The organism is Leptospira sp. B5-022, assembly GCF_000347035.1.
Lineage (GTDB): Bacteria > Spirochaetota > Leptospiria > Leptospirales > Leptospiraceae > Leptospira_B > Leptospira_B cinconiae.
The window spans coordinates 62,069-74,737 of the sequence record NZ_ANIJ01000049.1; the positions used below are offsets into that span (position 1 = coordinate 62,069).

Sequence of the window (12,669 nt, forward strand, 5' to 3'; positions counted from 1 at the left end):
TTAGAATAAATCTTTGGAAGAGTATAATTTCCATTCTAGATGATATACTTTTTTGATCCCGAAGTCGCAAGCGGCTTGTAAAATCATTTTTTCATCCGATTCTTGGGATAGGATAGAATAAGCGTCCGTTAGATCCGAAACGATCTCGGCAAAAATATATGTATGAGTAGGTAAGAATGGAGAAAGTCCTCTCTCCGCAAATCCTCGTAGGGCTCCTAAAAGTCCTGCGAGTAAGATCCTACCTAGTGGTCTTGCTCTTTCTTTCGGAAGATCTAAGCCAGCTTCTTTTGCCGCGCTTAAAAGTTCCTGGAGGGGAATTCCCCCGGATATAGAATTTAAGGATATTTCTTCTCCTTCCTGCATAAAGAAAGAATACGATATGCTTCTCGAAAGTAAAGAACTTCTGGATGAGCTAAGGGATATCGCCGAGGAGAGTGGGTTCCAATTATTCGGCGTAGCGCCAGCTTTTGTTCCGTCGGAGGACAAAGAAAATATTCTTCATTGGGTTCGGGAAGGCCGTCATGGAAATATGGATTGGTATCCTAAAAACATGAACCTTCGACTAGAGCTGGAAGGACTCGGGTTCAAACCTGAATCAGTGATCGCGTTAGGCGCTTTATACAATGATCCCGAATATGAGAATTTGGATCTACCTTACCGTTTTTCCAGATATGCAATGGGAGAAGATTATCATTCCGTTCTTCGAAAAAAAGCTTCCGGCTTATTGGAGTTTTTAAGGAAGAAGTATCCGAATCAAAAGTTCCGACAAGGAGTGGATTCCCTTCCCGTTCCTGAAAAGATCCTAGCAAGAGAAGCTGGCCTAGGTTGGATCGGAAAAAATACTAACCTGATCCATGAAGAATACGGTTCCTTCTTTTTTATTAGTTTAATTTTTACGGATCTTCCTATTAACTTTGTTTCTGTCCAAGCAAAGGACAGATGTGGTACTTGCAGGGCCTGTATCGATTCTTGTCCAACCAAAGCATTGGAGCCGTATAAAATCGATGCTCGAAAATGTATTTCTTATAAAACGATAGAAGATAGGTCCGAGACTGTGAACTCTTTGTACGGATGGGTGTACGGCTGCGATATCTGCCAAGAGATCTGTCCTTGGAATCAGGTCAAGGCCCGTAAAAAGGGTTGGAAAACAGAGATAGATGAATTTAAGATCCGAGATCTATTCAAAAAAGAAAATCTCTCGGATCTGGATGAGAAAGAATTCAAAAACTATTTTCAGGACTCCGCAGTAAATAGGATCTCCTACAAACAGATGAGAAGAAATTTAACTGTTTGGGAAAGAGATTCTTCCAAATTTGGAAGATAGAAGTCTATCCACTAAGGCCAAAAAACCCGCGATCAACAGAAATAAAACGAAAATCCCTATGATATTGATAGCTACTCCCGGATACCCTAAACGAGGAACATCCATGATATCATAAGGATACCATTCCTGAATCGCACCCCTGGTTAACGTGAATATCGCGTACGTGATCGGAAGAAGCCCTGCTAAAAAGATCCTAGGAATGGTTACCGTTTTTGCAGGTCCGAAGATGATCCAACCGGATACAGCAAGTATTGGAGCAAAATCATGTTCTAAGTAACTGGCAGTATCTGCAATGATATCGTTTTTAGGCACAGTCTTTAGTACGAAGTTAAAAACGATCCCAGTGATCGTTATATCAATGATCCCGATCAAACGCCAAATATGAAAAGAAGAAGATGTCCGATCCAAATCTATCGCTAGAAGCAAAGTAGTGATCCCTAAGATTAAATTAGACTGAGTCGTAAAAAAAGAAAATTGATTCAGTAAGCCGTCAATGCCAGGTCCAAATGTTCGGGTAAAGCCTGCGTTTGGCGGAAGGGAAGAGGTATGATGATAGGCATACCATAGTTCTAATAGAACGCCTATAAAACAAACAAGAGCTGTGGAAAGGAATACCAAGCGGGCCAGGATAAGATTGAGTTTAGAAGTTTGCATTTGTTTATCTTTCTCTTCATCAAAATGGATCCGCCGGATTCTTATGAGTTTTAGGAACTCGTCAATGCAATTTTTTTTCTTACATGAGAAGCGTCTCTAGCGGGAGAATCTCCGAAAAATCTGGAATATTCCCGATTAAATTGTGTTACACTTTCGTATCCGACTTCAAAGGCGGCTCGTGATGCGGAGTAGGAACTATATACCAAAAGTTTTCTTGCTTCCAGAAGTCTAAGTTGTTTTTGGAATTGGATTGGGCTAAGACCCGTGATCTGCTTGAATTGTCTATGAAAGGTAGTAACGCCTAATCGAGATTTTGCAGCCAGCCGTTTTATTTCCATGGAGGCTGTGTAATTTTCTCGGATCCATCGAATGGCAGGGTATACGTTTGGACCTTTACCTTGGGCTTGGCAGAATTTTCTCAAACGCCATCCTTGCGGACTAAGAAGGACTCTATATAATATTTCCTTTTCATAGATCGGTGCAAGTGCGGGTATATGTTCGGGCGTTTTCAAAAGTCGTAACATTCGGACCCAAGCTTCTAATAATTCAGTGGAAGCTTCGCATGCCATAAATTCGTTATTCGCATATTCTTCCGAGGGATCTTTCGGAAGGTCGTTTAATAAATCCAGGATCGATTCTTGGTCCAGTTCGAGACCCAAGGAAATATAAGGGCCGTTTTTGCCTTGTTGCACTTTTCCGGTCGCCGGGATATCTGAAGATATAACAAAATAAGAAGCCGCATTTAAGTGGATAGTCTGCTCTCCTATAGAGATCGTTTTGCCACCTTGCACTACTAATCCGATCATCGGCTCGTAAATTGCCGCGAGTTGGTGCTCGGCTACCTCTCCTTTTATGAGTAATACTCTCGGCAGAGCCGTTTTAGTCGGTTTTGTTGTCGCCTGGATCGTTAGCTCGGCAATCTCTTTAAGGATTTCCTTCATTCTTCAGCATAATAAAATAGAACCGTATTTTCAAAAGCAAATTCCCGATAATATTTCGATTTTCTTATGATAAGGTAGGATTAGGCAATGAAAAGGTATGATCCGATCTTTACGATTTTTTAAAAACCTCTTACGATCAAAGTATTGGAGGACATTATGAAAGTCGCAATTGTCACGGGAGCAAGTAACGGGATCGGAAAAAATACCGCGATCGAATTAGGGAAACGGGGTATAGGAGTCATTCTTACGTATCATTCGGATAAGAAAGGCGCGGAAGAAGTCGTAAAAGAAGTGGAAAAGAACGGATCGAAGGCGGTCTGTCTAAAGTTAGATCTGAGCCAAAAGTCCTCTTTCGAAACTTTTGCGGAACTTACAAAGAAGTACCTGGAAGAGATTTGGAAAAGAAAAACGTTTGATTACTTGGTGAATAACGGAGGTATCGGAGGAGGTATGCCCTTTACGGAGATCACGGAAGAATATTTCGATCAGATATTAAACACAAATTTTAAGGGACCGTTCTTCATCACGCAACAACTTGTAAAATTTATGGAGGACAATGGAAGGATCGTGAATACGTCCAGTTCTTCCAGTCATGGATCTTTTGTCGGATATTCCGCATACGGAGCCTCAAAAGCAGCATTGACTTCCTGGACAAAGTATTTGGCAAAAGAACTTTCTCCCAGAAAGATCAGAGTGAATGCAGTATCGCCAGGTCCTGTTCACACAAATCTGGGAGGCGGAGTATTCGATAAACATCCCGAATATATCCAACCCTTAGCGGATCAGACCGCACTAGGAAGGATCGGAAGCCCGGACGATATCGCCAAGGTGATTGTGAATCTATTGTCCGACGAATTTTCTTGGGTAACGGCTCAGGACTTGGAAGTTTCCGGAGGATTTTTACTGTAGGGAGTTTGTGTAGGAGCTCCTACAGAGTTTGCGGTTTAGAATATTACTTGTTGTTTTGAGTTTTTTGTGATACGGCAGGTTGAATAAGAGGAAATGTGTACCACCGACCCGGCCCCCGCCCAGAAAGGGCGGGGGCCGAACATTTTTGTAGGAATTCCAACAAATCCACTTTGAAAACTCCTTTTCTCCCTGGAGTAAAAGGCTTGGATAGTCAGATACATGCGAGCCGGTCTGAAAGAAAAAGAAATCGATTCTCCAGGCTATGAATTCGATCCTAAGACAAATTTAAAGCTGAGACATTGGTTCCTTAAAGAAAAACGAGACTTGGCATTTCGAAAAAATAGAACTCCTTATTCTACTTGGGTAAGCGAGATCATGCTGCAGCAGACAAGGGTGGCAGCAATGCTTCCTCTTTACGAAAAGTTTATAGAGAGATTTCCAAAACCGGAAGCTCTTGCGATCGCGGAGGAAGAGGAAGTACTTCGTTACTGGCAGGGACTGGGTTATTATTCCAGAGCTAAAAATCTTTTGGCTGGAGTCCGAAAGCTCGTGAGCGAGTTCGGTGGGAAATTTCCTAAAAGTTTGGAGGAGGCTCTTTCTCTTCCCGGTATCGGACCTTACACTGCTCGAGCCATTCTTTCTATTTCCTATAATTTACCCTTTGCCGTTTTGGACGGAAATGCAAAAAGAGTCCTCTCTCGTTTAGTAATGTTCAGAGAGTCGGGACCGAAAGCCGATCCAATCCTACAAAAAATCGCGGATTCCTTTTTGAATTTGGAATTTCCGGGAGATCACAATGAAGCTGTAATGGAATTGGGTGCCCGTATCTGTATTCCAAAACCTTTATGTAAGGAATGCCCTCTTCAAGATGACTGCTTGGCCTACCGACATGGTGTACAAGAATCTATTCCGGAAATGGAAAAGAAAAAAAAGGAAATTCCTTTAAACATCCGTTTTTATATCCTAAAGACCAAACAAGGTATACTTCTGGTCCGTTACCCGGAGAGAAGATTTTTTAAAACGATCTATTCTTTGCCTTTTTCTTTCGAAGGCAAACATCCATACGAAGCAGATCCTATATTGGATTGGAATTTAAAACCATCGGATCTAGGGATCAAATTTAAACATACGATCACTCACCATAAGATCCAAGGTTTTGTTTCCGAAACCGATTTGGATTCAAAGTCGGAGAAGAAGATCCTGGAGAATTTCCGCAAAATTCGTCCTTCTATAGAGATCAAATACTGTAACTGGAAAAATTTGGAAACGGAGTTTCCATCCTCCATCGCAAAGAAGATCAAACAAACCCTGGCCAAAGACGGCGCTGTTCTTCCGGGTTTGGAAAATGAAACGAATATTTAAAAGGAAAACTATGAGCATTCGATCTACTTCAGAATTCGTAAAAGAACTTTCTAAACAAGGAGAACTTCTAGAAATAAAGGAAGAAGTGGATCCTATTCTGGAGATCGCAGAGATCCAGAGAAGGGTAGTCGCTAAAAGAGGACCCGCCCTTCTGTTCTCAAATGTAAAAGGATCAAAATTTTCCGTAGCCACCAACCTATACGGATCGGAAAGAAGGATCAGGATCGCATTCGGTGAAGAACCCGAAAAGTTTATTCAAAAAATCGCATATACAGCGAAACATCTGATGCCCCCTTCTCCAAAAAAAGTATGGGAAGCAAGGTCCCTTGCCTGGACCGCTCTAAAGGTTGGACTTAGAAAAGTAAACAAGGCTCCTATTCTGGATTCCGAATTGCAAAGTTTGGATGAGTTGCCCGCATTAAAATCCTGGCCTAAAGACGCAGGAAGATTTATCACATTACCTTTGGTATATACGGAAAGTCCCAAAACCGGAAAAGGAAATTTGGGAATGTATCGTATTCAATTCCATGGACCTAAACTTACCGGGATGCATATACAGATCCATAGAGGAGGGGGGTTTCATTATTCGGAGGCGGAAGAGGAAGGAAATGTATTACCGGCTCATATCTATGTAGGAGGTCCTCCTGCGCTTACCATTTCCGCAGTGGCGCCTCTGCCCGAAGAGATCAGTGAATTTTTGCTCGCATCACTTTTATTAGGCGAAAGGCTAAAGGTTGTCAAAAATAAAAAGATCAGTCCGCTTCCTATCGTTGCGGATGCAGACTTTGCTCTCATCGGAAAAATCCCTCCGAAGATCAGGAGACCGGAAGGACCTTTTGGAGATCATTACGGATATTACGCATTAAAGCACGATTATCCGGTATTCGAAGTGGATAAAATTTACGCTCGTAAGGATGCGATTTGGCCTGCCACAGTGGTTGGACGTCCTCCACAAGAAGATCATTGGATCGCAGAGTATCTGCAGCATTTATTATCTCCAATGTTCCCGATCGTAATGCCTCAGGTAAAAGGAATTTGGGCTTACGAAGAATCCGGAGTACATTCTTTAGCGGCTGCGATCGTAAAAGAAAGATACAAAAAAGAGGCATTTATGGGCGCTCTTAGGATTTTGGGAGAAGGACAATTATCTCTCACTAAGTTCTTGATCGTGACCGACCAAGACGTTCCTCTGATGGATTTTAAAACTACTTTTCTTGCAGCACTAGAAAGGTTCCAACCGGAGACGGACTTACATATCTTCTCCAATATTTCTCAAGATACATTGGACTATACAGGACCGAAAGTTAACGAAGGAAGTAAGGCGATATTACTAGGAGTTGGACCCAAAATCCAAAAATTAAAACCTAAGATCACTTCTACTTTGAAAAATTCTAAATTCAAAGATCCTAAAGTATATTGTCCTGGGGTCTTAGTGGTTTCCGGACCAAAATACAAAAAAGGGGACGGATCTCTGGAGTTACTTCGTAAAGAAGCGATCACCCAGGGATTTTTATTCGTATTCTTAGTAGATGATTCGGGGGAAGCTACAAAATCCGATCATGATTTCATTTGGAATGTATTTACTCGATTCGAACCTGCTGCGGATATTTTCGGCGACTCTAAAGTCATCCGAAATCATATTTCTTTCCAAGGTCCCATCCTTGTGGATGCAAGATTAAAAACTTGGTATCCTCCCGTTCTGGAAGAAGATCCTAAAATCTCCAAACAAGTGGAGAATAGATTTGGTAGACTTTTGGATTCACTATAGGAACCTGTCTCCAAATGTCTCTAGGCTCTTGATAACTTGCCGAGCGAACTATAACTAAATGGATGAATCGGAATGAAACGAGTAATCGTTACCGGCGGAGCCGGATTGATCGGAAGTAATATAGTCAGACTTCTAAACGAGCAGGGGATCTCTGATATCCTCATCGTCGACCATTTGGGCAAGACTAATAAATGGAAAAACCTAAGAGGTTTACAATATTCTGACTATTCCGAAAAAGAGGAATTCCTAGAAAAAATACAAACCACCGATATCTTAAAAGAATATTCTCATATCTTTCATTTGGGCGCTTGTTCCTCCACAACGGAAACGGATGCTTCTTATCTGATCCGAAACAATTATGAATACACTAAGATCCTAGCGGAAGAATCGTTGCGTAGAAAGATCCAATTTTTATACGCCTCCTCTGCAGCCACTTATGGAGACGGGCAATTTGGATACGACGATAAGGCGCCGATCCATTCTTTAAAACCCCTTAATATGTACGGATACTCCAAACAAATGTTCGATCTATATGCCTTAAAAAAAGGATTCTTAGATAAGATCACCGGAGTGAAATATTTCAATATATTCGGATTCGGAGAGGCTCATAAGGGAGATATGAGATCCGTAGTGTTAAAAGGATACGAGCAGATCTCTACCGAAGGAAAATTAAAATTATTCAAGTCTTACCGTCCGGATTACAAGGACGGGGAACAAAAAAGGGACTTCTTATACGTTAAAGATGCCGCCAAGATCAGCCTCTATCTTTTAGAAAATCGTAAATTCGGTTTATATAATGTAGGAAGAGGACAAGCGGAAACCTGGAAATCGCTCGCTTCCGCATTATTCAAGGCCATGGGAAAACCGGAAAATATAGAATATATGGAAATGCCGGAGAGTTTAAAGGCAAAATACCAGTATTACACAAAGGCTGAGACCCAAAAATTGATCTCCAGCGGTTTTAAAGAAGGATTTACTGATTTGGAAACTGCGATTGCGGATTACGTGGATCTGATCCGAAAAGAAGAAGAATAATGGGGGTCCTTTAAGAGAACCCCCAATTATTAATTACCTAGAAAAGATCTGAAGTAAAGATTTCGCAAATGCTTTAAACTTTGCGTCTTTGATGGAGTAGAATACTTGATTGGAAACTTTTTTGCTTCCTAAGTATCCTGCTTCTTTCATTTTGCTTAAGTGCTGGGAAGCAGCTGATTGGCTGATACCAAGTGCGTCTACAAGTTCTCCTACGCTGTGTTCCTTTTTAGAAAGGTGGAGAAGGATTTTTAATCTATCAGGATGCGCTACTGCTTTAAGTCCGCGGATAGTAGAATCCAGATGAGTTTTTTTAATGTCTAACTTTTGGGCTGCCATAATCTGCCTTCTGTTGTATTTGAATCCACTCTAACATAACCTTTGAAATTTACAAGGATTTACGAAAACTATCTCTATTTTTTGTAAAATTATAAATCGTGTAAATTATGATATAATTATGTAAATAAAATGGAAAATAATTTATTACCAAATGTAGGATTATTAACCTCTAAAACTTACGTATATTGAATATTATAAATTTCAATCCTTCGAATATTAGAAGCCTCTTACGTTTAGAAGATCCCAAAAACTCAATATTCCAATTTAACAATAAACGAAAAATGTACTATTATAATCTTCGAATTTGCCGGAATTCTAATTCAGGAAAACGTTTATTAGATGAACAAGCTTTCAGCCTAACTAAGATAGGCGAAATGGGAGTATTGAGGGCAAAAGTGTGGAAGAATTAAGGAAAACTAATGGATTAAAGATAGGGTGAAAAGAAACAAAGGGGTCAAATTTTGACCCCTCCTGAAATTTCCAAAACGACTCCATCTACCAGATCGTTTTGAGCGATAAATACCGCAGTGTTAGCGATTTCATCCGGTCTCCCCAATCTACCGATCGGGATTTGGGACTCCCATTTTTTAAGGGCTTCCGGATTCATATCTTTCATTACCATTTCGGTAGCGATAAATCCGGGTGCAATTCCCGCGACACGGATACCGTAGCGGCTGAGTTCTTTCGCCCAAAGCCTTGTCATGGCAGCTACGCCTGCCTTAGCCGCAGAATAATTGGTCTGGCCAGGGTTTCCATGCATAGAAACGGAGGCGATAGGTATGATCACTCCTTTGGTACCGTTATTTACCATTTGGACTGCCGCCTCTCTACCGGTTAAAAATACTCCGGTTAGATTTACGTCGATTACCGCCTGCCATTCCGCCAAAGACATCTTGGAGGCAACCTTACCTGTTTGTTTGTCCGCCTTGATCAAAAGACCGTCTCTTAAGATCCCGGCATTTAAAACCGCAATATCCACGGATCCGAACGCCGAAACCGCTTTTTCCATGAGTTCAATTGCGTCTTTTTCCTTGGAAACGTCCGTCGGAACTGCGATGACCTTAGCGCCAATTGCTTCGATCTCTGTTTTGGCTACTGCAAGTTTATCGGCGGAGATATCCGATAGAACGATATTGGCTCCCAATTTCGCAAAATGAATGGCCATCTCTTTGCCTAAACCTCCGGCGGAACCGGTGATCACGGCAGTCTTATTTGTTATTTCCAACTTGGTTGATTTCCTTACTTCTAATGGTTACGTAATCGTCGGTGAAAGGGATCTCTACTCTGGCGATCGTTTCGGAGGAATCCGTGTGGATCCTGAATAAGTTCGGATCTATATTTTCACTTTTGAGAAGGATCATAATTAGGGCAATCCCAAGACCTGCTCCCTCTGTATTGTCCATATTGTCCATATAGAACTCGGCGATATCGTTATATTCCATCGCCTTTCTCATCTTCTCTCTCATCCGGGTTTCTTCGATATCGATCACAGGAGTATTGTTCACGACTTCAACCACCAAACCCTCGGAAGTGTAGGTGACCGTAATTTTGACAAAAACGCCTCTGGCAAGACAACGTTTCCCGTATTCGTCGGCCATTTTTTCGGAGAAGTTCTGTTTAAATTGAGCTAAACCCTGGTCGTAATGTTCGAGATTCCGGATATCCAAACCCAGATCTTCGAAAAAAACCCGCTTTTGGTTGGCCTTTACTCCATTGATCGCCATTTCCTTGGTGATCGTATACAACATCTCAATGTATCTTGATTGTCCTAATTTTTCCAGAACCTCTGTTAGGATACGCAGAACATATTTTTCCAATTTAGAGTTCATTCTGGAAGATTGAACGGAGATGCGGGAGCGGCTGAGGATGTATTCGGAGAGCTGGGCGTCTAGATCTTTGAAACTTTTTGCCATGCTCGTTCAATCCTCAGCAGAGAGAAAAATCGATACCCAGTGTTTCCGCTAGGACGATTCATGCAATCAAAAATCGGCGCATTCCAGATCTCAAAAAGGATACAAACGGTTCGGGCAGGCCGCGTCCGATCCGGACTACATCCGGCTCGGACCAGGCTCTCACCTCCTGCTAAGAAATTGCGGCACGAATTTTTGACCTATCGAGCGACCTATAGGGAGCGAAGATAGCCGCAATGCAAGCGAAGCACAAGGTGCGCCAAACGAGCACGCGGGTTTCTAAAAAAGAGATCTTCTATTCTTTGCGGCTTCGAGTGATAATTATTATAATATGATTTGTTCACGCAAAGACCTGTAGACGCTAAAAGGATCCGTGATTAGTAAACTTCTATCGGTTTCATTTTCGAAATATTACTAAATTCTTATATGTCCTGAAATTGGATCTCAATAGACAATTCTTCCATATATTCTCTAAAAATCTCCAAATTCTCTTTTTCGTGTGACTTTTAAAATTTTTAAAATACTATACAAAAAAATAGTTTACAAAAGTATATAAACGCACGAATAGTATATTGTTGCCGGGAGGACAAAATCATGCTTCAAACAATTACAATTCGAGACTTCGCATTAATTGAATCTGCTCAAATCGACTTAAGTAAAGGGCTGACTGCGATTACGGGAGAGACCGGTTCCGGAAAATCTCTCTTACTAGATGCTCTTTCTTCCTTACTTGGAGGCAAGAGTAGCACTATGGATATCCGAACAGGCTCGGATAAATATTGTTTAGAAGCGGAATTCGATATTTCCCAAAATCCTGCTGCCAAAACTTGGATGCAGGAACATGGATTCCGACTCGATGGGTCCGTGGTCGTGATCCGAAAAGAGTTCACTCGGGACGGAAAAACTAAGATCCAGATCAATCATTCACTTTCTTCCGCTCAGGTGCTTCGCGGTCTAGGAGAGATTTTATCCGAAGTCCATAATCAGAACGACCAGATCTTGCTTTTGGACAAGGCGCAACAGTTGGATATCCTAGACAGCTTTGCCGGTTTACATACTCTACGAGGAGAAGTGAAGGAAGGGTTTTTAACCTATAAAAGTCTTAAAAGAAGATTAGAAGAGATGGAACTATCCCATGCAGATCGGAATCGGAAAAAAGAAATCCTCCAATACCAGATAGAAGAGATCCATTCCGCCAATCTAAAACAGGGAGAAGAGGAAGAGCTGAGTAAGGAAGAGAACTTGCTCGTCCATGGAGAAAAACTCGCCGAGAATCTGGATATTATCACCGGTTACCTACATGAAAGCGAATCTTCCGTTTTAGGGATTTTTCCCAAGGTGCTTGCCGCATCCGACAAGATCAAAGTTTTAAACGAATCATTAAACGAAATGGATGTCGCCCTCAGAGAGGCGTACGTTACGATCCGTGAGATCAATACTGCCGCCCAGGACCAAAAGGAAGAGGTATTCTTTTCTCCGGAAAGATTATCCCATGTGCAATCCAGATTGGATCTGATCCAAAAGCTTAAGAAAAAATACGGAAATTCTATTTCTGAAATTTTAGAAACAAAGAAGAAGGCGGAAGACGAACTTGCCGCCTTGGAACAAAATTTAGATTCTAAAACCTCTTTGGAAAAAGAAAAGAAAAAGGCTGCCGATAAATTGACCCAAGCCTGCTTACAGCTTTCCAAATCTAGACGAGAAGTATTGAACAAATTCGAGTCCAAACTCAAATCCGAGTTGGAAGTATTAGGAATGAAAGGAGCAGGTTTACAGGTAGTACTTCGCTGGGAAACAAGTCCGGAGGGAGAGGTGGAGGCCCAGGGAAAATCCTATTTGGTAAATGAATTCGGATTGGATCAGGCGGAATTCTATTTTAGTCCGAATCCTGGAGAGAAGCCAAGACCTCTTCGTAAAATCGCTTCCGGAGGAGAAATTTCCAGAGTGATGCTGGCGATCAAAAGTGTACTAGGTTCCAATTTTGATGGAAAAGTTTTAGTTTTCGACGAGATTGACTCCGGTCTGGGTGGAGAGATCGCTTCGGATGTAGCAAAAAAACTAAGAACTCTTTCTAAAACTCACCAGATCATTTTGGTCACACATTTGCAGCAGATTGCAGCTGCGGCAGACCATCATCTTCTTGTGAGTAAACGATTAAAAGAGGGAAGGACAGTCTCGGAAACTGAATTTCTAGGGATGGAGGAGAGAACCATGGAACTTGCAAGAATGATTGCGGGTCAAAATATCTCCAAAGGCGCTCTCCATCACGCGAAGGAATTGCTCAAAAAGAAGGCGGTATAATCCTCCTTCTTGGGTTCCCATTTTTTTACCGGGGCAGAATTTGCTTCCGGTAAAAAGGAATACTTCCTTTTAAAAATCGTTTGGCAGGGATAGCCGAGTTGGAAACCCTACTCCTTGGAGAACCTCAAG

12 protein-coding genes are annotated in these 12,669 nt (G+C 41.7%); 6 read left to right on the plus strand and 6 right to left on the minus strand.

From position 1 onward, the window contains the following. A complete protein-coding gene (locus LEP1GSC192_RS18835; protein WP_020771568.1) occupies window positions 1-363 on the minus strand; it encodes a hypothetical protein in 363 nt (120 codons plus the stop codon). Between the two features lie 16 nt (window positions 364-379). On the opposite strand from LEP1GSC192_RS18835, the gene queG reads away from it, so the two are divergent. Next, a complete protein-coding gene (gene queG, locus LEP1GSC192_RS18840) occupies window positions 380-1,324 on the plus strand; it encodes a tRNA epoxyqueuosine(34) reductase QueG (protein ID WP_020771564.1) in 945 nt (314 codons plus the stop codon). Here queG and LEP1GSC192_RS18845 read toward each other — a convergent pair. Further along, window positions 1,283-1,978 (minus strand): Pr6Pr family membrane protein, encoded by a 696-nt coding sequence (locus LEP1GSC192_RS18845; protein WP_020771658.1) that lies wholly within the window; start codon window positions 1,976-1,978, stop codon window positions 1,283-1,285. The two genes, queG and LEP1GSC192_RS18845, sit on opposite strands and share 42 nt — an antisense overlap. Window positions 1,979-2,028: 50 nt before the next feature. Continuing rightward, window positions 2,029-2,919: an AraC family transcriptional regulator gene (locus LEP1GSC192_RS18850; RefSeq protein WP_036091147.1), complete on the minus strand. Its 891-nt coding sequence runs from the start codon at window positions 2,917-2,919 to the stop codon at window positions 2,029-2,031. A 156-nt stretch (window positions 2,920-3,075) separates the two neighbouring features. Here LEP1GSC192_RS18850 and LEP1GSC192_RS18855 point away from each other — a divergent pair, with 156 nt between their 5' ends. The 4 genes from LEP1GSC192_RS18855 (at window position 3,076) to rfaD (ending at window position 7,993) form a co-directional block, all read left to right on the plus strand. Further along, window positions 3,076-3,828: an SDR family NAD(P)-dependent oxidoreductase gene (locus LEP1GSC192_RS18855; protein ID WP_020771575.1), complete on the plus strand. Its 753-nt coding sequence runs from the start codon at window positions 3,076-3,078 to the stop codon at window positions 3,826-3,828. 219 nt (window positions 3,829-4,047) lie between these two features. Continuing rightward, window positions 4,048-5,190, plus strand: a complete 1,143-nt coding sequence (locus LEP1GSC192_RS18860) for an A/G-specific adenine glycosylase (RefSeq protein ID WP_020771612.1) — start codon at window positions 4,048-4,050, stop codon at window positions 5,188-5,190. A 10-nt stretch (window positions 5,191-5,200) separates the two neighbouring features. Continuing rightward, entirely contained in the window at window positions 5,201-6,958 is a 1,758-nt protein-coding gene (locus tag LEP1GSC192_RS18865) for a UbiD family decarboxylase (RefSeq protein WP_020771655.1), read from the plus strand. 66 nt (window positions 6,959-7,024) lie between these two features. Continuing rightward, entirely contained in the window at window positions 7,025-7,993 is a 969-nt protein-coding gene (rfaD, locus tag LEP1GSC192_RS18870; protein WP_198289343.1) for an ADP-glyceromanno-heptose 6-epimerase, read from the plus strand. Between the two features lie 33 nt (window positions 7,994-8,026). Here rfaD and LEP1GSC192_RS18875 read toward each other — a convergent pair whose 3' ends face one another. From LEP1GSC192_RS18875 to LEP1GSC192_RS18885, 3 genes are all read right to left on the minus strand, one after another. After that, complete coding sequence (locus tag LEP1GSC192_RS18875; protein ID WP_020771579.1) at window positions 8,027-8,329, minus strand: helix-turn-helix transcriptional regulator; 303 nt, start codon at window positions 8,327-8,329, stop codon at window positions 8,027-8,029. A 454-nt stretch (window positions 8,330-8,783) separates the two neighbouring features. After that, a complete protein-coding gene (locus LEP1GSC192_RS18880) occupies window positions 8,784-9,554 on the minus strand; it encodes an SDR family NAD(P)-dependent oxidoreductase (protein WP_020771649.1) in 771 nt (256 codons plus the stop codon). Then, window positions 9,538-10,242, minus strand: coding sequence for a hypothetical protein (locus LEP1GSC192_RS18885; protein ID WP_020771582.1), 705 nt, complete (start codon window positions 10,240-10,242; stop codon window positions 9,538-9,540). Before LEP1GSC192_RS18885 ends, LEP1GSC192_RS18880 begins: the two co-directional genes overlap by 17 nt. A 591-nt stretch (window positions 10,243-10,833) precedes the next feature. Between LEP1GSC192_RS18885 and recN the strand changes: the two genes are divergently transcribed. Beyond that, window positions 10,834-12,540, plus strand: coding sequence for a DNA repair protein RecN (gene recN / locus LEP1GSC192_RS18890; protein ID WP_020771660.1), 1,707 nt, complete (start codon window positions 10,834-10,836; stop codon window positions 12,538-12,540). The last annotated feature ends 129 nt before the right edge of the window (window positions 12,541-12,669 follow it).